The organism is Ramlibacter sp. bp-362 (assembly GCF_054956735.1).
The window spans coordinates 234,051-255,843 of record NZ_JBUDXE010000006.1 but is presented as its reverse complement, the minus strand read 5'-3'; the positions used below and the strand labels follow the sequence as shown (position 1 = coordinate 255,843).

Here is a 21,793-nt window from a genome sequence, read left to right as displayed (position 1 = left end):
GCTGAGCCCTTCCAGCGCGCGGAGGCGCCGTGCATAATGAACTCAGTTCAAAGATTTGGGGTGTGATTATGCTTGACCGGGACGGCTTCAGGCCCAACGTCGGCATCATCCTGCTCAACCAGAAAAACCAGGTGTTCTGGGGCAAACGCATCAGGACGCACAGCTGGCAGTTCCCGCAGGGCGGCATCGACCGCGGCGAAAGCCCCGAACAGGCGATGTTCCGGGAACTCCACGAGGAAATCGGGTTGAAGCCGGAACACGTGCGCATCGTCGCCCGCACGCGCGACTGGCTGCGCTACGAGGTTCCCGAGCGCTACATCCGCCGCGACGCGCGGGGCCACTACAAGGGCCAGAAGCAGATCTGGTTCCTCCTGCAGCTGACCGGCCAGGACTGGAACCTGAACCTGCGCGCCACCAACCACCCGGAGTTCGACGCCTGGCGCTGGAACGACTACTGGGTGCCGCTGGACGTGGTGGTGGAGTTCAAGCGCGGGGTGTACGAGATGGCCTTGCGCGAACTGGCGCGCTACCTGCCCCGCAACGACCACCGCAACCGCTACCTGCGCAGCGGCATGCGCACGCGCGACGCCGAGCACGGCCTGCACGAGGCGGGCGCCGGCCCGCTGCCGTCGCCCGGCATGGAGCTGCCGCCGGGGGCGACTTTCGAACCGAATCCGCAGGGACGCGCCGAGCCCGTGTCCGTCAAGGGAAAGCATGCATCGTAGGATCCTGGCGCTGGCCTTCTGCAGCGCCGCCGCCGTCTCGGCCCAGACCATCCCGGACATCTTCACCGACTGGAAGGAAATCGAGGTCCCGCCGCCGCCGGCGCTGCGCACCGAGGGGCTGATCCCCGTGGAGGTGACGGGCAGCAGCCTTCGCTTCGCCGTGGACCCGGCGTCGATCCGGATCGGCACCGACGGCGTGGTGCGCTACGTGGTCGTCGCCACCAGCAGGAGCGGAACGGTCAACGGCATGTACGAAGGCATCCGCTGCAACACGGGCGAGGTGAAGACGTATGCCTGGCACAACCCGGGCAGCGGCTGGGTGCCGGCGAGCCGGGCGGAATGGCAGAACATCTACCGCACCCCCAACTCCCGCCACAGCCTGGCGATCGCGCAGAGCGGCGTGTGCCTGGACGCCGCGCCGAACGGAACGGCCGAACAGATCGCGCGCGACCTGCGAGCGCCGGTGACGACGCGCTTCCTGCGCGGGGGCGTGAACCGGTGATGCTGGGGTTCGCTGCGCTCACCGCCAGCCTACGCAATCACCGGCCTCGTAGGCTGGCGACGGCCACAGGCCGGCGGGAGGTGAGCGCAGCGAACCCCAGCGGCCTTCAGCGCGTCATCACCAGGTTCGTCCGGTCGATCATCTCCGGCTCGGCCACGTATCCCAGCAACTTCTCGATCGCGCGGGAGGGCTGGCGGCACAGCAGCCGCGCCTCGGCCGAGGCGTAGTTCGCCAAGCCGCGGGCGATTTCGCGCCCGGCCGGGTCGCGCACGGCGATGACGTCGCCGCGCGAGAAGTCGCCGTCCACCGCCGTCATGCCGATCGTCAGCAGGCTCTTGCCTTCCGCGCGCAGCTTGGCCGCCGCGCCGGCGTCCACCGTGACGGCGCCACGCAGCTGCAGCTGGTCGGCCATCCAGCGCTTGCGCGCCTGGCTCTTCTGCGTCGGCGCCAGCAGCAGCGTGCCGATGATCTCGCCACGCGCGAGGCGGATCAGGCAATCGGGCTCGCGGCCCCAGGCGATCACTGTGGAAGCCCCTGATCCCGCCGCCCGCTTGGCCGCGAGCACCTTGGTGATCATCCCGCCCTTGCCGATGCTCGAGCCGGCGCCCCCCGCCATGGCTTCCAGCGCCGGGTCGCCCGCCCGCGCCTCCTGGATGAAGCGCGCCTGGGGATCCTTGCGCGGGTCGGCGCTGTACAGGCCCTTCTGGTCGGTCAGGATCACCAGCAGGTCGGCCTCGACCAGGTTCGCCACCAGCGCGCCCAGCGTGTCGTTGTCGCCGAACTTGATCTCGTCGTTGACGACCGTGTCGTTCTCGTTGATCACCGGCAGCACGTGCAGCTGCAGCAGCGTGAGCAGCGTCGAGCGGGCGTTCAGGTAGCGCTCGCGGTCCGCCAGGTCGGCGTGCGTCAGCAGCACCTGCGCCGAGGCGAGCCCCTGCTCGCGCAGCTTGGTCTCGTACATCTGCGCCAGGCCCATCTGGCCCACGGCGGCGGCGGCCTGCAGCTCGTTGATCTCGCGCGGGCGCGTGCGCCAGCCCAGGCGCTTCATGCCTTCGGCGATGGCGCCGCTGGAAACCATGATCACCTCGCGCCCGTCCGCCGCCAGCGCGGCGAGCTGCCGGCTCCATTCGGCGATGGCGCGCTCGTCCAGCCCGCGGCCCTCGTTGGTGACCAGGCTGGACCCGACCTTCACGACGATGCGCCGCGCCTCGCGCAGCGCCGCCGATTCCTTGCTTGCGCTCATGAAGCCGGATTGTCGCCGCCCGCGAAGCGCGGGTCGACCTCCGCCACCGGCGGCTGCTCCGCCAGCTGCTGCGCGCGCACCTGCTGGTACACGGCCTGCACCAGGTGCTCGCAGCCCTCGCGCGTGAGCGCGCTGATCTCGAACACGGGGCCCTTGTAGCGCATGCGCTTCACGAAGTCCTTCACGCGCGCGGCGCGTTCTTCCGCCGGCACCATGTCCAGCTTGTTCAGCACCAGCCAGCGCGGCTTCTCGTACAGCCCCGGGTCGTACTTCTTCAGCTCCGCGACGATGGCCTTCGCCTGCGCGACCGGGTCGACGTCCTCGTCGAAGGGCGCGATGTCCACCACGTGCAGCAGCAGGCGCGTGCGCTGCAGGTGGCGCAGGAACTGGTGGCCCAGGCCGGCGCCTTCGGCGGCGCCCTCGATCAGGCCCGGAACGTCGGCGACCACAAAGCTCTGCTCCGGCCCCACGCGCACCACGCCCAGGTTCGGGTGCAGCGTCGTGAAGGGATAGTCGGCGATCTTCGGCCGCGCGTTGGAGACGGCGGCGATCAGCGTGGACTTGCCGGCGTTGGGCATGCCCAGCAGGCCGACGTCGGCCAGCACCTTCAGCTCCAGCTTGAGGCTCTTCTTCTCGCCGGGCCAGCCGGGCGTCTTCTGCCGCGGCGCCCGGTTGATCGAGCTCTTGAAGCGCATGTTGCCGAAGCCCCCGTCGCCGCCCTTGGCGATCAGCACCTTCTCGCCGGGCACCAGCAGCTCGTACAGCACCTCGCCGGTCTCGGCGTCGCTCAGGATCGTGCCCACCGGCATCTTCAGCGTGATGTCGTGGCCGGCCGCGCCGAACATGTCGGAGCCCATGCCGTGCTCGCCGCGCCCGGCCTCGTGCCGGCGCGAGAAGCGGTAGTCGACCAGCGTGTTCAGGTTCGGGTCCGCGACGGCCCACACGTGGCCGCCCCGGCCGCCGTCGCCGCCGTTCGGGCCGCCGAATTCCTTGTACTTCTCGTGGCGGAACGAGACGCAGCCGTTCCCGCCATCGCCGGCGGCGATGTCGATGAATGCCTCGTCGACGAATTTCATGCTGGGTCCTCAAACGACGAAGCCCCGACAAGTCGGGGCTTCGCAACTTGCGGCTCGAGGTTAACTCAAGCCGCCGGGATCACGTTGACCGTGTGCTTGTTCAGCGCGCCCTTGACCTGAAACTGCACGTGGCCGTCCACCAGGGCGAACAGCGTGTGGTCCCGGCCCACGCCGACGTTGTTGCCGGGGTGGAACTTGGTGCCGCGCTGGCGCACGATGATGGAGCCGGCGCTGATGAGTTCGCCGCCGAAGGCCTTGACGCCCAGCATCTTCGGCTGGGAATCGCGCCCGTTTCGCGTGGAGCCGCCGCCTTTTTTCTGTGCCATTTCCCGTTCTCCTCAGGCGCCGGCGATGTCACCGATCTGCAGTTCGGTGTATTGCTGGCGGTGGCCCTGGTGCTTCTGGTAGTGCTTGCGACGGCGCATCTTGAAGATGCGCACCTTGTCGTGCTTGCCGTGCGCCACGACCGTGGCCTTCACCGTGGCACCCGACACCAGGGGGACGCCGATCTTCAGGTCGCCGCCGTTGCCGACTGCGAGAACCTGGTCGATCGTGATTTCCTGGCCGATGTCCGCAGCAATCTGTTCTACCTTGATCTTGTCGCCGGAAGCAACGCGATACTGCTTGCCACCGGTTTTTATGACCGCGTACATGGTTGACCTCACAAAGGGGTGGGCCCGGACGGGCCCGCTCTTTCCCGGACGGATTTCCGGAAAGCCCGCGACTATAGCATAGTTGGTGGTCGCTCACAAGGAAGCGCGCGGCAGAGCCCGGGAGCGGCGAGGGCCGTTCCTATAATCCGGCAACTCTGCGGATCCCTCTCTTGACCGATTCCTCCCCCAGCGCCGCCCCCGTCCTGTCCCTGGTCGCGGACGACATGCGCGAGGTGGACGCCGTGATCGCCCGCCGCCTCGCTTCCGGGGTGCCCCTGGTGGGCGAGGTGTCCCGCTACATCATCTCCTCGGGCGGCAAGCGCCTGCGCCCGGCCCTGCTGCTCCTGGTGTGCGGTGCCCTGGACTACCGCGGCGCGCAGCGCTTCAACCTCGCCGCCGTCGTGGAGTTCATCCATACCGCCACGCTGCTGCACGACGACGTCGTCGACGGCTCGACGCTGCGCCGCGGCCGCGCCACCGCCAACGAGAGCTTCGGCAACCCGGCCAGCGTGCTCGTGGGCGACTTCCTCTACTCGCGTGCCTTCCAGATGATGCTGGAGGCGCACGACATGCGCGTCATGGAGATCCTCGCCGAGGCCACCAACGTGATCGCCGAGGGCGAGGTCCTGCAGCTGATGAACATGCACGACGCCGGCCTGGACGAGGCGGCCTACCTGCAGGTGATCCGTTCCAAGACCGCCAAGCTGTTCGAGGCGAGCGCGCGCCTGGGCGCCGTGCTCGCCGGGGCCACGCCGGCCCTGGAGCAGGCCTGCGCCGACTACGGCCAGGCGCTGGGCACGGCCTTCCAGGTGATCGACGACGTGCTGGACTACGCCGGCTCGCCGGAGGAGATGGGCAAGAACCTGGGCGACGACCTGCGCGAAGGCAAGGTCACGCTGCCCCTGATCGCGGCGATGCGGCGCGGCAGCGCGGAGCAGCGCGCGCTGGTGCGGCGCGCCATCGAGACGGGCGCGCTCGACGAGCTCGGCCACGTGGTGGACATCGTGCGCTCCACGGGCGCGCTGGAGGTGGCGCAGGACGCCGCGGCCGGCGAGGCGCAGCGCGCGATGTCAGCTGCGGCACAGCTGCCCGCGAATCCGCATGCTCAGGCTTTGGTACAATTGGCGGCTTCGCTGCTTGCACGCCGCAACTGAGTTGCCGGCGCCTTCAAGTCGGCGCATCGGGGTGTAGCTTAGCCTGGTAGAGCGCTACGTTCGGGACGTAGAGGCCGGAGGTTCGAATCCTCTCACCCCGACCAGGATCCCCTCGGAACAGCACCCTCGCGGTGCTGTTCCCCTTTCCGGGGCCCGCCGGAGGCGCCTGGGTAACAAGCCATTGCCAAAACGCGGCATCATCGGGTCACCCGTGACTTCCTACCAACGTTCAGGACCCGTATTCGGCTTGCGCGTTTACACCAACTCGGCTTTTCGGGATGATCGGGCACTGATCTTGCCTGTGCCGGCCTGAGCCGGCCGCCGGAACATCGCCTCATGGCTGCTGTCGACCCCTTCACCGAAGCTTCCGCCCTCGCCCTGCCCGGGCTGGGCCGCGCACTGGTGTCGGCCGGCAAGCTGGGCCAGCGCGCCGCGGAGGACATCTACCGCAAGGCCCAGGCCAACCGCACCAGCTTCATCGCGGAACTCACCGGCTCGGGCGCCGTGTCGCCGGCGGACCTTGCGCACACCATGTCCACGGCCTTCGGCGCCCCGGTGCTGGACCTGGACGCGATCGACATCCACCGCCTGCCCAAGGGCCTGCTGGACTCCCGCATCTGCCAGGACTACCGCATCGTCGTCCTGTCCAAGCGCAACAACCGCCTGATCGCGGCCACCGCCGACCCGTCGGACCAGCAGGCGGCGGAGAAGATCAAGTTCGCCACCCAGATGGGCGTGGACTGGGTGATCGCCGAGTACGACAAGCTGACCAAGATGGTGGAGGGCCTCGCCACCACGGCCACCGAGGCCATGGACAGCATCATCGGCGACGACTTCGAGTTCGACGAGTCGACCATCGACTCCGGCAACGCGGAGGAGGACTCGGGCGCCGCGTCCGACGTCGACGACGCCCCCGTCGTCAAGTTCCTGCACAAGATGCTGCTGGACGCGATCGGCATGCGCGCGTCCGACCTGCACTTCGAGCCCTACGAGCACACCTACCGCGTGCGCTACCGCATCGACGGCGAGCTGCGCGAAATCGCGTCGCCGCCCGTGGCGATCAAGGACAAGCTGGCCTCCCGCATCAAGGTGATCTCCCGCATGGACATCTCCGAGAAGCGGGTGCCGCAGGACGGCCGCATGAAGCTCAAGGTGAGCGCGGACCGGGTGATCGACTTCCGGGTCTCGACGCTGCCCACGCTGTTCGGCGAGAAGATCGTGATCCGTATCCTGGATCCGAGCAGCGCCAAGCTGGGCATCGACGCCCTCGGCTACGAGCCCGAGGAGAAGGCGCGCCTGATGGACGCCATCGCCCGCCCCTACGGCATGATCCTGGTGACGGGCCCCACGGGCTCCGGCAAGACGGTGTCGCTCTACACCTGCCTGAACCTGCTGAACAAGCCGGGCGTGAACATCTCCACGGCGGAGGACCCGGCGGAAATCAACCTGCCGGGCGTGAACCAGGTGAACGTGAACGACAAGGCCGGCCTCACCTTCGCGGCCGCGCTGAAGTCCTTCCTGCGCCAGGACCCGGACATCATCATGGTCGGCGAAATCCGCGACCTCGAGACCGCCGACATCGCCATCAAGGCCGCGCAGACGGGCCACCTGGTGATGTCCACGCTGCACACCAACGACGCGCCGACCACGCTCACGCGGATGCGCAACATGGGCATCGCGCCCTTCAACATCGCGTCCTCCGTGATCCTGATCACCGCGCAGCGCCTGGCGCGCCGCCTTTGCCCGCAGTGCAAGGCGCCGCAGGACATCCCGTACGAGAACCTGATCGACGCCGGCTTCAAGGAGGAAGACGTCGACGGCACGTGGACGCCCTACCACCCGGTGGGCTGCTCCGCCTGCAACAACGGCTACAAGGGGCGCGTCGGCATCTACCAGGTGATGCCGATCAGCGAGGACATGCAGCGCATCATCCTGGCCGACGGCAGTGCGCTGGAGATCGCCGAGCAGGCCCGCAAGGAGGGCGTGAGGAGCCTGCGCGAGTCCGGGCTGCACAAGGTCAGGCAGGGCCTGACTTCCCTCGAGGAAGTCCTGGCCGTCACGAACGAATAACAGCGCAAGACGCACAAGGAGTCCGCGATGGCGACCGCAACGGCAGGCAAGGAATTCGTCTTCGAGTGGGAGGGCCGCGACCGCAACGGCAAGACCGTGCGCGGGGAGTCGCGCGCCGGCGGCGAGAACCAGGTGATGGCCTCGCTGCGCCGCCAGGGCGTGTCGCCCACGAAGATCAAGAAGCGCAAGATGCGCGCGGGCCAGAAGATCAAGCCCAAGGACATCGCGATCTTCACCCGCCAGCTCGCCACCATGATGAAGGCCGGCGTGCCGCTGCTGCAGTCCTTCGACATCGTGGGCCGCGGCAACGCCAACGCCAGCGTCACCAAGCTGCTGAACGACATCCGCACCGACGTCGAGACCGGCACCTCGCTGTCGGCCGCCTTCCGCAAGTACCCGCTGTACTTCGACAACCTCTACTGCAACCTGGTGGAGGCCGGCGAGGCCGCCGGTATCCTGGAAAGCCTGCTGGACCGCCTGGCCGTCTACATGGAGAAGACGGAGGCGATCAAGTCCAAGATCAAGTCCGCGCTGATGTACCCGATCGCCGTGGTGGTGGTGGCGTTCGTGGTGGTCTCGGTGATCATGATCTTCGTGATCCCGGCCTTCAAGGAGGTGTTCACCTCCTTCGGCGCCGACCTGCCCGCGCCCACGCTGTTCGTGATCGGCATGAGCGAGGTCTTCGTCCAGTGGTGGTGGCTGATCTTCGGCGGCATCGGCGGCAGCATCTACTTCTTCCTGCAGGCCTGGAAGCGCAACCAGAAGGTGCAGCAGTTCATGGACCGCCTGATGCTGAAGATGCCCGTCTTCGGCGACCTGGTCTACAAGTCGGTGATCGCCCGCTGGACCCGCACGCTGGCCACCATGTTCGCCGCCGGCGTGCCGCTGGTGGAAGCGCTCGACTCGGTGGGCGGCGCCTCCGGCAACTCCGTCTACGAGTCCGCCACGCAGAAGATCCAGCAGGAGGTGTCCACCGGCACCAGCCTGACCGCGGCCATGACCAACGCCAACGTCTTCCCGTCGATGGTGCTGCAGATGTGCGCGATCGGCGAGGAGTCGGGCTCCATCGACCACATGCTGGGCAAGGCCGCGGACTTCTACGAGGCCGAGGTCGACGACATGGTGGCCGGCCTGTCCAGCCTGATGGAGCCGGTGATCATCGTGTTCCTGGGCGGCATCATCGGCGGCATCGTGGTCTCGATGTACCTGCCGATCTTCAAGCTGGGTTCGGTCGTCTGATGCCGGGCGCCGGACTCGAAGCGGCCGTGGTTGCCGCCGTCTTCGGGCTGCTGGTCGGGAGCTTCCTCAACGTCGTGATCCACCGCCTCCCGAAGATGCTGGAGCGGCAATGGGCCGCCGAGTGCGCGGAGTTCAGCGGCCAGCCGGTGCAGGAGCAGGACCGCTTCGACCTCTTCGTGCCGCGATCGCGCTGCCCGCACTGCGGCCACGCGATCCGCTGGTACGAGAACATCCCGGTGCTCAGCTGGCTGGTGCTGCGCGGGCGCTGCTCCGCCTGCAAGGCGCCCATCGGCCTGCGCTACCCGGTGGTGGAACTGGTCACGGCGGCCTTCTTCGCCCTGTGCGGCTGGCGCTGGGGCCTGACGCTGCAGGCCGCGGCCTGGGCCGCCTTCGCCGCGCTGCTGATCTGCCTGTTCCTGATCGACATGGACACGCAGATCCTGCCGGACGACCTGAACTACCTGCTGCTGTGGCTGGGCCTGCTGGCCGCGAGCGTGGGCTGGACCGTCCCGCTCGGCTCCGCCGTGTGGGGCGCGGCCCTCGGCTACGGCGTGTTCTGGGCGATCTTCCAGGCCTTCAGGCTGGCCACCGGCAAGGAAGGCATGGGCTACGGCGACTTCAAGCTGCTGGCCGCGCTGGGGGCCTGGCTGGGCGCGCCCTACCTGCTGGCGATCATCCTGCTGTCGTCCATCGTCGGCGCGGTGATCGGCATCGTGCTGCTGGGCGTGGGCAAGCTGGCCAACAAGGACATCCCGATGCCCTTCGGCCCCTACCTCGCCGGCGCCGGCCTGCTGACGCTGGCCCTCGGCCCGGCGATGATCGCCGCGCTGATGCCCTTCGCCTTCCCCTTCGGCGTGCGCTAGGAGCAGCCGTGGCCGCGCGCATCGGCCTCACCGGCGGCATCGGCAGCGGCAAGAGCACCGTGCTGGCGATGCTGCACGAGCTCGGCGCGGCCGCCATCGACGCCGACGCGATCTCCCGCGCCACCACGGCCGCCGGCGGCGCCGCCATCCCGCGCATCGCGCAGCAGTTCGGCCCCGAGTTCATCGATGCCGACGGGGCGCTCGACCGCGCGCGGATGCGCGAGCGCGCCTATGCCCACCCCGAATCCCGGCGCGAGCTGGAGCAGATCATCCACCCGCTGGTGGCCGAGGAGATCGCGCGCCAGGTCGACGCGGCGACGGCCGCCGGCGCGCGCTGCATCGTCTTCGACATCCCGCTGCTGGTGGAATCGGGCCGCTGGCGTCGCCAGCTCGATCGCGTGCTGGTGGTGGACTGCGCGCCGGAAACGCAGGTCGAGCGCGTCGTCGCGCGCAGCGGCCTCGCGCCGGACGCCGTGCGCGCGATCATCGCGGCGCAGGCCCCGCGCGGGCTGCGCCTGGCGGCCGCCGACCTCGTGATCTGCAACGAAGGGCTCACGCTCGCGGAGCTCCGCAACGTCGTGCAACAGGCGGCCCGGTCCTTCGGGCTATGATGACGGCCTGCTTCCGGCCCGACCCGCCCGACGTCCGCGCGTGATCCTCTACGAATATCCCTTCAACGAACGCATCCGGACCTACCTGCGGCTGGAACACCTGTTCCGCCGCCTGGGCGAGCTGATTCCCCGCAGCCACCCGCTGGACCACCACTACGCGCTCGCCACCATCTTCGAGGTGATGGACGTGGCCGCGCGCGCCGACCTCAAGTCCGACGTGCTGAAGGACCTCGAGCGGCAGAAGCACGTGCTCCATGGCTACCGCGGCAACCCGGCGATCTCCGAGCAGGCGCTCGACGAGGTGATCCGCCAGATCGAGGCCTGCTTCAGCGCCGTCAACGGCACGCCCGGCAAGGCCGGCCAGCCGCTGACCGAGAACGAGTGGCTCATGAGCATCCGCAGCCGCGCCGGCATCCCGGGCGGCACCTGCGAGTTCGACCTGCCCGGCTACTACGCCTGGCAGCACCTGCCCGCGCAGCAGCGCCAGGCCGACCTGGAACGCTGGGCCGGCACGCTGGGGCCGCTGGCCGAATCCATCCACCTGCTGCTGAAGATGCTGCGCGACTCGGGCATGCCGCAGAAGGTGATCGCCAACGGCGGCCAGCTGCAGCAGACGCTGCCGCAGGGCCGGACCTTCCAGCTGCTGCGCCTGCGCATCGATCCGTCGCTGGGCGTGGTGCCGGAAATCAGCGGCAACCGGCTGATCGTGTCGGTGCGCCTGATGCGCCAGGACAGCGAGCGCATGCAGGCCAGCAGCGACAACACGCCCTTCGAGCTGACGCTCTGTTCCTGAGGCGGCGATGGCGACCCCGGCGAAGAAGCGCATCGTGCGCTGCCCGGCCTGCGGCGGCGACAGCGTGTACGCGCCGTCGAACCCCTACCGGCCCTTCTGCAGCGAACGCTGCAAGAACCTGGACCTGGGCGCCTGGGCCAGCGAAAGCTTCCGCGTGCCGGACGAGACGCCGCCGGACGACCTGCCCTTCGGGGACCCGAAGGAACGGTGAGGTGGGTGGCGCGGCTGGAATTTGAACGCAGAGTGCGCAGAGATTACGCAGAGAACGCAGAGGGACATCCTTTTTCAATGGGCTGTTCTCTGCGTTCCGCTGCGTAACCTCTGCGTCCTCTGCGTTCCTTCTCTAGCCGTGTGTCTTCCCTGGGAAAGCGCGCTCTTCCGCGAACCACTTCAGCACCGGCACCGTTCCCGGCAGCACCGGCTGCACCGTCACGGGCAATTGCTGCCAGGCGAACTGCTGGCCCTCGTGCATGTGCAGGGTGCCGGTCCAGGCGAAGACCTTGCAGAAGTTCAGGCGCACCAGCGCGTGCGGGTAGTCCACGCGCTCGACGCGCCAGGGATGCACCGCGCCGATGGTGATGCCGATCTCTTCCTGCAGTTCGCGCCGCAGCGCCTGCTCCACGGTCTCGCCGGGTTCGACCTTGCCGCCGGGGAATTCCCAGTAGCCCTCGTACACCTTGCCGGGGGGGCGCGAGGTGAGCAGGAAGGCGCCGTCCTCGCGGAGCAGCACGCCGACGGCGACCTCGACCTCCTTGCGGTCGGGCCCGCCCTCGCGCGGGCGGTCGCCATCGGCGACGAGGACGCTCACGCCTGCCGCCGCCCCGCGTAGTCGCGCGCGAACTGGTAGGCCACGCGGCCGCTGCGCGAAGCGCGCTCCAGCGCCCACACCAGCGCCTGCGGACGCGCGGCCTCGATGTCGGCGGCGGGCACGCCGAAGTGCTCCAGCCAGGTCGCCGTGATGTGCAGGTATTCCTCCTGGCTGAAGGGATAGAAGCTCACCCACAGGCCGAAGCGCTCCGACAGCGAGATCTTCTCCTCCACCACCTCGCCCGGATGCACCTCGCCGTCCTCCGTGTGCGTGTACGTGAGGTTCTCCTTCATGTACTCGGGCAGCAGGTGGCGCCGGTTGCTGGTCGCGTAGATCAGCACGTTGGGCGTCGCCGCCGCGACGGAGCCGTCCAGGATGGACTTCAGCGCCTTGTAGCCCGGCTCGCCCTCCTCGAAGCTCAGGTCGTCGCAGAAGACCATGAACTTCTCGGGCCGGCCCGCCACCACCTCGATGATGTCCGGCAGGTCCACCATGTCGGCCTTGTCCACCTCCAGCAGGCGCAGGCCCTGCCCCGCGTACTCGTTCAGGCAGGCCTTGATCAGCGAGGACTTGCCGGTGCCCCGCGCGCCGGTCAGCAGCACGTTGTTGGCCGGCAGCCCCTGCACGAACTGCAGCGTGTTGCGCTGGATCTTCTCCTTCTGCGGGTCGATCTCCTTCAGGTCGTCCAGGCGGATCGCCGCCACGTGCTTCACGGGCTCCAGCACGCCGTGGCCGCTGGAACGCTTGCGATAGCGCCAGGCGATCGCCGCGCCCCAGTCGGGCGCCGACAGCGGCTGCGGAAGGATGGCTTCGATGCGGGAGAGCAGTCGGGTGGCGCGCTCGAGGAGTTGTTGCAGTTCCGGGGTCATGAACGGTAGTCGGCGTTGATGCTCACGTAGTCGTGGCTGAGGTCGCAGGTCCACACCTGGTCGGCGGCCGTGCCGCGGCCCAGGCCCACGCGCACCGTGATCTCCGCCTGCTTCATCACGCGCTGGCCGTCCTCCTCGCGGTAGGCCGGGTGGCGCCCGCCGCGCGTGGCGACGTGCACGTCGTCCAGGTGCAGCTCGATCTTCGCCTGGTCCAGGTCGGCGATGCCGGCGTAGCCCACGGCGGCCAGGATGCGCCCCAGGTTGGGGTCGCTCGCGAAGAAGGCCGTCTTCACCAGCGGCGAATGCGCGATGGCATAGGCGACCTGGCGGCATTCCTCCTGCGTGCGGCCGCCCTCGACGCGCACGGTGATGAACTTGGTGGCGCCCTCGCCGTCGCGCACGATGGCCTGCGCGAGCAGGCGCGCGACCTCCAGCATGGCGCCTTTCAGCGCCGCGCCGGCGGGCGTGTCCCACGACGCGATGGGCGCATGCTGCGCCTTCTGCGTCGCGACGACGACGAAGGAGTCGTTGGTGGAGGTGTCGCCATCCACCGTGACGCGGTTGAAGGAGCCTTCGGCCAGCTCGCGCGCCAGCTGCGGCAGCAGTTTCGCGTCGACCTTTGCGTCGGTGGCGAGGAAGCCCAGCATCGTCGCCATGTTGGGGCGGATCATGCCGGCGCCCTTGCTGATGCCGGTGACGGTGACCGTGGCCCCGTCCACCTGCACCTGGCGGCTGAAGGCCTTGGGCAGCGTGTCCGTGGTCATGATGCCCTCGGCGGCGCGCAGCCACTGGTCCGGCCGCGCATCGGCGATCGCGGCGGGCAGGCCGGCCTCGATACGCTCCACCGGCAGCTGCTCCATGATCACGCCGGTGGAGAACGGCAGCACCTGCTCGGGTGCCAGCTTCAGCGCCCGGGCCGCGGCGGCGCAGGTGGCGCGGGCGCGCGCCAGCCCTTCCTCGCCGGTGCCGGCGTTGGCGTTGCCCGTGTTGATCACCATCGCGCGGATGCCGCCGCCGGCCAGGTGCTCGCGGCACACCTGCACGGGCGCGGCACAGAAGCGGTTCTGCGTGAACACGCCCGCCGCCGCCGCGCCCTCGTCGAGCAGGAACACGACCAGGTCCTTGCGGTTGGCCTTGCGGATGCCCGCCTCCGCGACGCCGATGCGCACGCCGGCGACGGGATGCAGCGCGTCCGCACGCGGGGCGCTCAGGTTGACTGCCATGGATGGATCCTCGAAAGAAACGGGAAGGGAGCGCGGCTTCAGTTCTGGCGCCAGGGCAGGCCGCGCGCGCGCCACCCGCCCTTGTTGTTGCGGTGGCCCTGCTCGTCGGGATCGCCCTCGAAGCCTTCCAGGATGTTGTAGGCCTCGATGCCGAGCTCGGTCGCGCGCTTCGCCGCTGCGATGGAACGCACGCCGCTGCGGCACAGCATCACCGCCTTCTTGCCGGCCGGCACGGCCGCGCGCAGCTTGTCGCCGAACTGCGGGTCCACCTGCATGCCCGGCCAGTGCTTCCACTCCAGCGGCACCGCGCCCGGGACGTAGCCGACCCACTCGCGCTCGGCATCCGTGCGCACGTCCACCAGCACCGCGTCGCCCGACTGCCACCATCGGCAGGCGAGTTCCGGCGTGACGTCGCCGGCATAGCCCTCGGCGGGGCGGGGCTGGTCGGGAGTGGCGGGGGCGGGAGCGGTCATGGCGCGATTTTGCCAGCGCGGCGCGGACAGGCATGCCGACAGCCATTCGTCAGGAAATGGAGGCCATCGCCTGTTGTTGCTCGGTGAAAACCCTCTTACCCGGTACTGGCACCGCATCAAAGATAGCCGGCTGGTACGAATCCAACGAAGGAGAGAGAAGCATGAGCGAGAGCAATTCCCCGCGCCGCCGAAGCCTGTTGAAAGGCGCAGCGGTCGCCGCCGGTGCCATGTCGGCGCCCATGGTCTCCATGGCCCAGACGACTTCGCTGCGGTTCCAGAGCACCTGGCCGTCGAAGGACATCTTCCACGAGTACGCGCTGGACTTCGCCAAGAAGGTGAACGACATGGCGGGCAACCGCCTGAAGATCGAGGTGCTGCCGGCCGGCGCGGTGGTGCCGGCGTTCCAGCTGCTCGAGGCGGTGAACAAGGGCACGCTCGACGGCGGCCACGGCGTGGTGGCCTACCACTACGGCAAGAACTCCGCCCTGGCCCTGTGGGGTTCGGGCCCGGCCTTCGGCATGGACCCCAACATGGTCCTGGCCTGGCACTACTACGGCGGCGGCAAGGCGCTGCTCGACGAGATCTACAAGTCCATCAACATGGACGTGGTGTCGTACCTGTACGGCCCGCAGCCCTGCCAGCCGCTCGGCTGGTTCCGCAAGCCGGTGTCGAACGTCAGCCAGATCAAGGGCCTGAAATTCCGCACGGTGGGCCTGTCCGTCGACATCTTCAACGCCCTCGGCGCCGCGGTGAACCCGCTGCCCGGCGGCGAGATCGTCCCGGCGCTGGACCGCGGCCTGCTGGATGCCGCCGAATTCAACAACGCCACCTCGGACCGCCTCCTCGGCTTCCCCGACGTCGCGAAGAACTGCATGCTGCAGAGCTTCCACCAGTCGGGCGAGCAGTTCGAGATCCTGTTCAACAAGACCAAGTACAACAGCCTGCCCCAGGAGCTGAAGTCCATCATCGACTACGCCGTGCAGGCCTCGAGCGCCGACATGAGCTGGAAGGCGATCGACCGCAACTCCAAGGACTACATCGAGCTGAAGACCAAGGAGAAGGTCAACTTCTACAAGACGCCCGACTCCATCCTGCGCGCCCAGCTGGAAGCCTGGGACAAGGTCATCGCCGCCAAGCAGAAGGACAACCCGCACTTCAAGAAGGTGCTGGACTCCCAGCGCGAGTTCGCGCAGCGCGCCGGCCAGTGGCAGAACGACTACGTCGTCGACTACAAGATGGCGTGGAACCGCTACTTCGGCGGCAAGCAGCCGAAGAAGTCCTGAGGTCACCCTGGACCCGTGAAGAGGGGCGGCTGCGCACCAGCCGCCCCTTTTTTGTGCGGCATCCGCCGCAGGCAAGAGGTACTGAATGCAGAAACTACTCCTGGCCATCGACCGGCTGTCCACCTGGGTGGGGCAGCTGTTCGCATGGCTCATCGTCTCCCTGACGGTGATGATCTCGTGGGAGGTGTTCTCCCGCTACGCGCTGGGCAGGCCGCACGGCTGGATGCTGGACGCCCAGATCATGCAATACGGCGTCCTGTTCATGATGGCCGGCGCCTACACCCTCGCCAAGGACGGCCACGTGCGCGGCGACGTGCTCTACGGCTTCTTCCGCCCGCGCACGCAGGCCGCGCTGGACCTGCTCCTGTACATCGTGTTCTTCCTGCCGGGCGTGGTCGCGCTCACCTGGGCCGGCTGGATCTACTTCCAGGAATCGCTGGCGATCCGGGAGACCACGTTCAACGCGGACCCGCTGCCCGTGTACCCGTTCAAGTTCTTCATCTCGCTGGCCGGCGCGATCCTGCTGCTGCAGGGCATCGTGGAGATCGCGCGCTGCGTGATCTGCCTGCGTGACGGCGAGTGGCCTTCGCGCGACCAGGACGTGGAGGAAGTGGACGTCGACAAGCTCAAGGCCATGGTCCATGCGGACGACGCCCCCAACCTGGTGGCGGCGCCGCCCGCCGAGAAGGGGACGCTGTGAAGATCCGCAAGGAACTCTGGTTCGGCTTCAGCCTCATGGGGCTGATCGTCGCCGCCGCGCTGTACATGCTGGTGAGCGTGGAGCACATCGAACGCGGCCACATCGGCCTGCTGATGCTGTCGCTGGTGGTCGTGGCCATCATGCTCGGCTTCCCCACGGCCTTCACGCTGATGGGCATGGGGATGATCTTCACGTGGCTGGCCTACAACCGGAACACGACCCACACGCTCGACCTGATGGTCCAGGCGGCCTTCAAGACGATGGCCAACGACGTGCTGATCGCGGTGCCGCTGTTCGTGTTCATGGGCTACATCGTCGAACGCGCCAACCTGATCGAGAAGCTGTTCCGAAGCATCCACCTGATGCTCGCGCGGCTGCCCGGCGCGCTGGCGGTCGCGACGCTCGTCACCTGCGCCATCTTCGCCACGGCCACCGGCATCGTCGGCGCCGTCGTCACGCTGATGGGCCTGCTGGCGATGCCGGCGATGCTGCGCGCCGGCTACAGCATCCACCTCACGTCCGGTTCGATCACGGCCGGAGGCTGCCTGGGCATCCTGATCCCGCCCTCGGTGCTGCTGATCGTGTACGGCGCCACCGCGGGCGTGTCGGTGGTGCAGCTGTACGCCGGCGCGTTCTTCCCCGGCATCATGCTCGCGGGCCTGTACTGCCTGTACGTGATCATCCTGGCCAAGCTCAAGCCTTCGGTGGCGCCGCCGCTGTCGAAGGAAGACCGCTTCGTGCCGCTGCCGCCCCTGACGCAGAAGATCACGAACCCGAACGGCGGCGGCCACGCGGTCGCCGGCCTGCTGCGCGCGCTCAAGGGCAGCCGCAACCAGGACGTTCCGACCGGCTACCTGGTGCGGCAACTCGCCATCGCCCTGTTCCCGCTGGTCCTCTTCGCTTTCGCCGCGCTGTGGAGCTACCAGAGCGTTACGGCGCCGGCAGTGCAGGAAGCCGGCGTCGAGGGCCTCACCCGCATGGGCGAGGGCGGCCCGGCGCTGCGCCGTTCCTCCGGCACCGGCCTGGCGGAGCCGCCCGGATCGGGCACGGGCCTCGCCGAGCCTCCGGGAGCGGGCGCCCTGGCCGAGCCCCCGGGCTCCGGCGGACTGGCGGAGCCACCCGGTGCGGGCGGCCTCGCCGAACCGCCGGGCGCGGGCGGGCTGGCCGAGCCTCCGGGTGCGGGTCCCGTCGTCGAGCCCTCGGGCGCGTTGCCGGATCCGCCCGGCAGCACGACCGGCGTGCAGGAGCCTCCCGGCGCCGACGGCGCCGAGGCGGCCGTGCCGGGCGAAGGGGGCGGCAGGACCGCGGCGCCGACCGGCTGGTGGGTGACCTTCGGGGTGCTGGGCATCCTGCTGGCGATCTACTACGCGCTGCTCAGCTTCGCGCGGCTGGAGATCTTCAAGCTGCTGCTCACCAGCTTCTTCCCGCTGATGATCCTGATCCTCGCGGTGCTGGGTTCCATCGTGCTGGGCCTGGCCACGCCGACGGAAGCGGCGGCCGTGGGCGCGCTGGGCGGGTTCCTGCTCGCCCTGGCCTACCGGCAGCTCACGTTCGGGGTGATCAAGGAGAGCGTGTTCCTCACGGCGAAGACGTCGGCCATGGTCTGCTGGCTGTTCGTGGGATCGGCGATCTTCTCCGCGGCCTTCGCGCTGCTGGGGGGCCAGGAACTGGTGGAACGCTGGGTGCTGTCCATGGACCTGACCAAGACGCAGTTCCTGGTGCTCACGCAGGTCATCATCTTCATCCTGGGCTGGCCGCTGGAGTGGACCGAGATCATCGTGATCTTCATGCCGATCTTCATCCCGCTGCTGGACAACTTCGACGTGAACCCGCTGTTCTTCGGGCTGCTGGTCGCGCTGAACCTGCAGACGGCCTTCCTCTCGCCGCCGGTGGCCATGTCGGCCTTCTACCTGAAGGGCGTGAGCCCGCCGCACGTGACGCTGAACCAGATCTTCCTGGGCATGCTGCCGTTCATGGGACTGCAGGTCGTGGCGATCGTGCTGCTGTACATCTGGCCCGAGATCGGCCTGTGGCTGCCGCAGCTGCTCTACTCGCGGTGAACGGAGAAAGCGAGGCGTCCGGCGACGCCTCGTCCCCAGGCAAAGGGCGCTCCGGCGCCCTTTGTTTTCGCCCCCGGTTGACGTTGACGTAAACGTCAATTAGGCTGGCGGCTTCCGGAGAGACAATCCCCCCATGACCGACCTGTCCGCCGAATTCAAGGCGCTCGCCAGCTATCGCCCGACGCACAAGGTGCGCTTCGTCACGGCCGCTTCGCTCTTCGACGGGCACGACGCGGCCATCAACATCATGCGGCGCATCCTGCAGGGCATGGGCGCGGAGGTGATCCACCTCGGCCACAACCGCAGCGTCGACGAAGTCGTCACCGCCGCCCTGCAGGAGGACGTGCAGGGCATCGCCGTCAGCTCCTACCAGGGCGGGCACGTCGAGTACTTCAAGTACATGGTGGACCTGCTGCGCCAGCGCGGCGGCGCCCACGTGCAGGTGTTCGGCGGCGGCGGCGGCGTGATCGTCCCGTCCGAGATCCAGGAGCTGCAGGACTACGGCGTCACCCGCATCTACAGCCCCGAGGACGGCCAGCGCATGGGCCTGCAGGGGATGATCGGGGAGATGGTGATGCGCTGCGACCAGGACCTGGCGCCGCACGCGCCGCGCGAGCTCGCCGCCCTCCAGGGCCACACACCCGGGGCCTGGCGGGCGCTCGCACAGCTGGTCACGGCGCTGGAGAACGGCAGCGCCGACGCGAAGCTGGTGCAGGACCTGCGGCAGGCCGCGGAAGCCAGCCGGATCCCGGTGCTGGGCATCACCGGCACCGGCGGCGCCGGCAAGTCCTCGCTCACCGACGAACTGGTGCGCCGCCTGCGCCTGGACCAGGAAGACCGCCTGCGCGTCGCGATCGTCTCGATCGACCCTTCGCGCCGCAAGAGCGGCGGCGCCCTGCTCGGCGACCGCATCCGCATGAACGCGATCGGCCCCTGGAAGCAGGGCCCGCGCGTCTACATGCGCTCGCTCGCCACGCGCGACTTCGGCAGCGAGATCACCGCGGCGCTCGGCGACGTCGTCGCGGCCTGCAAGGCCGCCGGCTTCGACCTCGTGATCGTCGAGACCTCCGGCATCGGCCAGGGCGACGCCGCCATCGTCCCGCACGTGGACATCCCGCTGTACGTGATGACCCCGGAGTTCGGCGCCGCGAGCCAGCTGGAAAAGATCGACATGCTGGACTTCGCCGAGTTCGTGGCGATCAACAAGTTCGACCGCAAGGGCGCGGCCGACGCGCTGCGCGACGTCGCCAAGCAGGTGCAGCGCAACCGCGAAGCCTGGAAGATCCGGCCGGAGGAAATGCCGGTCTTCGGCACCATGGCCGCGCGCTTCAACGACGACGGCGTCACCGCCCTGTACCAGGCGCTCAAGCCCCGCCTCGCCGAGCTGGGCCTGCCGCTGCGGGAGGGCCGCCTGCCGGCCGTGGCCGTGCGCCACAGTACCAACCAGACCCCGGTGGTGCCGCCCGCGCGCACGCGCTACCTGGCCGAAGTGGCCGACACGGTGCGCGGCTACAAGCGGCGCGCCCGCGAACAGGCGAAGCTGGCGCGCGAGATCCAGCAGCTGAAGGAAGCCGCGCGCATGCTCCAGGCGGAGAAGCCCGGGCGCGCGCCGGCGGCCGAGGCCACGCTGGACCTGGCCGGGCAGCGCCTCGCCCGCATGGACAAGGACGCCCTGCAGCTGCTGAAGCGCTGGCCCGACATGCAGCAGGCCTACGCGGGCGACGAGTACGTGGTGAAGATCCGCGACCGCGAGCTGCGCACCAAGCTCACGTACAAGTCGCTCTCGGGCACCACGGTGCGCAAGGTCTCGCTGCCGCAGTACGAGGACCACGGCGAGGTGCTCAAGTGGCTGATGCTGGAGAACGTGCCGGGCAGCTTCCCCTACACGGCCGGCGTCTTCGCCTTCAAGCGCGAGAACGAGGACCCCACGCGCATGTTCGCCGGCGAGGGCGACGCCTTCCGCACCAACAAGCGCTTCAAGCTGCTGTCGGCGGGCATGCCCGCCAAGCGCCTGTCCACGGCCTTCGACTCCGTCACGCTGTACGGCAACGACCCCGACCCGCGCCCGGACATCTACGGCAAGGTCGGCAACTCCGGCGTGTCGATCGCCACGCTGGAGGACATGAAGGTGCTGTACTCCGGCTTCGACCTGTGCGACCCGGCCACCTCGGTGTCGATGACGATCAACGGCCCGGCGCCGACCATCCTGGCGATGTTCATGAACACCGCCATCGACCAGAACATCGAGAAGTTCAAGGCGGACAACGGCCGCGAGCCGACGGAGACCGAGGCCGCCAGGATCCGCGAATGGGTGCTCGCCAACGTGCGCGGCACCGTGCAGGCAGACATCCTGAAGGAAGACCAGGGCCAGAACACCTGCATCTTCTCCACCGAGTTCTCGCTCAAGGTGATGGGCGACATCGCCGAGTACTTCGTGCAGCACGACGTGCGCAACTTCTACTCGGTGTCGATCTCCGGCTACCACATCGCCGAGGCCGGGGCCAACCCGATCTCGCAGCTGGCCTTCACGCTGGCCAACGGCTTCACCTTCGTGGAGGCCTATCTCGCGCGCGGGATGCACATCGACGACTTCGCGCCCAACCTGTCCTTCTTCTTCTCCAACGGCATGGACCCGGAGTACACCGTGATGGGCCGCGTCGCCCGCCGCATCTGGGCGGTGGCGATGAAGGAGAAGTACGGCGCCAACGAGCGCAGCCAGAAGCTGAAGTACCACATCCAGACCTCCGGCCGCAGCCTGCACGCGCAGGAGATCCAGTTCAACGACATCCGCACGACGCTGCAGGCGCTGATCGCGGTCTACGACAACTGCAACTCGCTGCACACCAACGCCTTCGACGAGGCGATCACCACGCCCACGGAGGATTCCGTGCGGCGCGCCATGGCCATCCAGCTGATCATCAACCGCGAGTGGGGCCTGGCGAAGAACGAGAACCCGAACCAGGGCGCCTTCGTCATCGACGAGCTGACCGAGCTGGTGGAGGAAGCGGTGCTGGCGGAGTTCGAGCGCATCGCCGAGCGCGGCGGCGTGCTGGGCGCCATGGAGACCGGCTACCAGCGCGGGCGCATCCAGGACGAGAGCATGCACTACGAGATGCTCAAGCACACCGGCGAGCTGCCGATCGTCGGCGTCAACACCTTCCGCAACCCGCACGGCGACGCGATCCCGCAGAAGCTGGAACTCGCCCGCTCCACGGAGGAAGAGAAGCAAAGCCAGCTGAAGCGCCTGCAGGACTTCCATGCCCGCCACGCCGGCGAGGCGCCGGCCATGCTGGAGCGCCTGCAGCAGGCGGTGATCGCGAACCGCAACGTCTTCGAGGTCCTGATGGACGCCGTGCGCGTGTGCTCGCTGGGGCAGATCACCGGCGCATTGTTCGAGGTGGGCGGGCAGTACCGTCGCAACATGTAGCGGGAGCAGGCATACTCACGG

The 21,793-nt window shown here is 68.7% G+C and carries 22 protein-coding genes and 1 tRNA gene; 14 read left to right on the top strand and 9 right to left on the bottom strand.

What is annotated here, in order from left to right:
* Window positions 1-68: 68 nt before the first annotated feature.
* Together ACY0MJ_RS10915 and ACY0MJ_RS10910 are read left to right on the top strand one after the other, a co-directional pair.
* The gene (locus tag ACY0MJ_RS10915) at window positions 69-725 is read left to right on the top strand and encodes an RNA pyrophosphohydrolase (protein ID WP_462638456.1); all 657 of its coding nucleotides are present in this window, start codon (window positions 69-71) and stop codon (window positions 723-725) included.
* Window positions 715-1,227, top strand: a complete 513-nt coding sequence (locus ACY0MJ_RS10910) for a CNP1-like family protein (RefSeq protein ID WP_462638455.1) — start codon at window positions 715-717, stop codon at window positions 1,225-1,227. The genes ACY0MJ_RS10915 and ACY0MJ_RS10910 overlap by 11 nt, the downstream gene beginning before the upstream one ends.
* Window positions 1,228-1,333: 106 nt before the next feature.
* Here ACY0MJ_RS10910 and proB read toward each other — a convergent pair whose 3' ends face one another.
* The 4 genes from proB to rplU form a co-directional block, all read right to left on the bottom strand.
* Entirely contained in the window at window positions 1,334-2,470 is a 1,137-nt protein-coding gene (proB, locus tag ACY0MJ_RS10905) for a glutamate 5-kinase (RefSeq protein ID WP_462638454.1), read from the bottom strand.
* Window positions 2,467-3,546 (bottom strand): Obg family GTPase CgtA, encoded by a 1,080-nt coding sequence (cgtA, locus tag ACY0MJ_RS10900; RefSeq protein ID WP_462638453.1) that lies wholly within the window; start codon window positions 3,544-3,546, stop codon window positions 2,467-2,469. Before cgtA ends, proB begins: the two co-directional genes overlap by 4 nt.
* Window positions 3,547-3,611: 65 nt before the next feature.
* Window positions 3,612-3,872, bottom strand: a complete 261-nt coding sequence (rpmA, locus tag ACY0MJ_RS10895; RefSeq protein ID WP_462638452.1) for a 50S ribosomal protein L27 — start codon at window positions 3,870-3,872, stop codon at window positions 3,612-3,614.
* Between the two features lie 12 nt (window positions 3,873-3,884).
* Window positions 3,885-4,199 carry a 50S ribosomal protein L21 gene (rplU, locus tag ACY0MJ_RS10890; RefSeq protein WP_201690164.1) on the bottom strand — a complete coding sequence of 105 codons (315 nt, stop codon included), beginning with the start codon at window positions 4,197-4,199 and terminating at the stop codon, window positions 3,885-3,887.
* Window positions 4,200-4,423: 224 nt separating this feature from the next.
* On the opposite strand from rplU, the gene ACY0MJ_RS10885 reads away from it, so the two are divergent.
* From ACY0MJ_RS10885 to ACY0MJ_RS10850, 8 genes are all read left to right on the top strand, one after another.
* The gene (locus tag ACY0MJ_RS10885; RefSeq protein ID WP_462638510.1) at window positions 4,424-5,353 is read left to right on the top strand and encodes a polyprenyl synthetase family protein; all 930 of its coding nucleotides are present in this window, start codon (window positions 4,424-4,426) and stop codon (window positions 5,351-5,353) included.
* Window positions 5,354-5,380: 27 nt separating this feature from the next.
* Window positions 5,381-5,457: transfer RNA gene (locus tag ACY0MJ_RS10880), tRNA-Pro, on the top strand.
* A 232-nt stretch (window positions 5,458-5,689) separates the two neighbouring features.
* Complete coding sequence (gene pilB / locus ACY0MJ_RS10875) at window positions 5,690-7,423, top strand: type IV-A pilus assembly ATPase PilB (protein ID WP_462638451.1); 1,734 nt, start codon at window positions 5,690-5,692, stop codon at window positions 7,421-7,423.
* A 27-nt stretch (window positions 7,424-7,450) separates the two neighbouring features.
* Window positions 7,451-8,662, top strand: coding sequence for a type II secretion system F family protein (locus tag ACY0MJ_RS10870; protein WP_462638449.1), 1,212 nt, complete (start codon window positions 7,451-7,453; stop codon window positions 8,660-8,662).
* Window positions 8,662-9,525: a prepilin peptidase gene (locus ACY0MJ_RS10865; RefSeq protein WP_462638446.1), complete on the top strand. Its 864-nt coding sequence runs from the start codon at window positions 8,662-8,664 to the stop codon at window positions 9,523-9,525. The genes ACY0MJ_RS10870 and ACY0MJ_RS10865 overlap by 1 nt, the downstream gene beginning before the upstream one ends.
* Before the next feature lie 8 nt (window positions 9,526-9,533).
* Complete coding sequence (coaE, locus tag ACY0MJ_RS10860) at window positions 9,534-10,136, top strand: dephospho-CoA kinase (protein WP_462638445.1); 603 nt, start codon at window positions 9,534-9,536, stop codon at window positions 10,134-10,136.
* Between the two features lie 40 nt (window positions 10,137-10,176).
* Window positions 10,177-10,929 (top strand): cell division protein ZapD, encoded by a 753-nt coding sequence (zapD, locus tag ACY0MJ_RS10855; protein ID WP_462638444.1) that lies wholly within the window; start codon window positions 10,177-10,179, stop codon window positions 10,927-10,929.
* Between the two features lie 7 nt (window positions 10,930-10,936).
* A complete protein-coding gene (locus ACY0MJ_RS10850; protein WP_462638443.1) occupies window positions 10,937-11,140 on the top strand; it encodes a DNA gyrase inhibitor YacG in 204 nt (67 codons plus the stop codon).
* 132 nt (window positions 11,141-11,272) lie between these two features.
* Here the strand turns inward: ACY0MJ_RS10850 and ACY0MJ_RS10845 are convergent, their stop codons facing one another.
* The 5 genes from ACY0MJ_RS10845 to ACY0MJ_RS10825 are packed head-to-tail and all read right to left on the bottom strand — an operon-like array spanning window position 11,273 to window position 14,543.
* A complete protein-coding gene (locus ACY0MJ_RS10845; protein ID WP_462638442.1) occupies window positions 11,273-11,737 on the bottom strand; it encodes an NUDIX domain-containing protein in 465 nt (154 codons plus the stop codon).
* The gene (locus tag ACY0MJ_RS10840; RefSeq protein WP_462638441.1) at window positions 11,734-12,606 is read right to left on the bottom strand and encodes an ATP-binding protein; all 873 of its coding nucleotides are present in this window, start codon (window positions 12,604-12,606) and stop codon (window positions 11,734-11,736) included. The genes ACY0MJ_RS10845 and ACY0MJ_RS10840 overlap by 4 nt, the downstream gene beginning before the upstream one ends.
* Window positions 12,603-13,829: a bifunctional glutamate N-acetyltransferase/amino-acid acetyltransferase ArgJ gene (gene argJ, locus ACY0MJ_RS10835; protein WP_462638440.1), complete on the bottom strand. Its 1,227-nt coding sequence runs from the start codon at window positions 13,827-13,829 to the stop codon at window positions 12,603-12,605. The genes ACY0MJ_RS10840 and argJ overlap by 4 nt, the downstream gene beginning before the upstream one ends.
* A 38-nt stretch (window positions 13,830-13,867) precedes the next feature.
* On the bottom strand, window positions 13,868-14,302 hold the full coding sequence (locus ACY0MJ_RS10830) for a rhodanese-like domain-containing protein (RefSeq protein WP_462638439.1): 435 nt from the start codon (window positions 14,300-14,302) through the stop codon (window positions 13,868-13,870).
* Between the two features lie 49 nt (window positions 14,303-14,351).
* Window positions 14,352-14,543: a hypothetical protein gene (locus tag ACY0MJ_RS10825; protein WP_462638513.1), complete on the bottom strand. Its 192-nt coding sequence runs from the start codon at window positions 14,541-14,543 to the stop codon at window positions 14,352-14,354.
* Here ACY0MJ_RS10825 and ACY0MJ_RS10820 point away from each other — a divergent pair.
* The 4 genes from ACY0MJ_RS10820 (at window position 14,464) to icmF (ending at window position 21,772) form a co-directional block, all read left to right on the top strand.
* Window positions 14,464-15,585: a TRAP transporter substrate-binding protein gene (locus tag ACY0MJ_RS10820; RefSeq protein WP_462638438.1), complete on the top strand. Its 1,122-nt coding sequence runs from the start codon at window positions 14,464-14,466 to the stop codon at window positions 15,583-15,585. The two genes, ACY0MJ_RS10825 and ACY0MJ_RS10820, sit on opposite strands and share 80 nt — an antisense overlap.
* Window positions 15,586-15,670: 85 nt before the next feature.
* Window positions 15,671-16,285, top strand: a complete 615-nt coding sequence (locus ACY0MJ_RS10815) for a TRAP transporter small permease subunit (RefSeq protein ID WP_462638437.1) — start codon at window positions 15,671-15,673, stop codon at window positions 16,283-16,285.
* On the top strand, window positions 16,282-18,345 hold the full coding sequence (locus ACY0MJ_RS10810; RefSeq protein WP_462638436.1) for a TRAP transporter large permease: 2,064 nt from the start codon (window positions 16,282-16,284) through the stop codon (window positions 18,343-18,345). Before ACY0MJ_RS10815 ends, ACY0MJ_RS10810 begins: the two co-directional genes overlap by 4 nt.
* Before the next feature lie 133 nt (window positions 18,346-18,478).
* Complete coding sequence (gene icmF, locus ACY0MJ_RS10805; protein ID WP_462638435.1) at window positions 18,479-21,772, top strand: fused isobutyryl-CoA mutase/GTPase IcmF; 3,294 nt, start codon at window positions 18,479-18,481, stop codon at window positions 21,770-21,772.
* The last annotated feature ends 21 nt before the right edge of the window (window positions 21,773-21,793 follow it).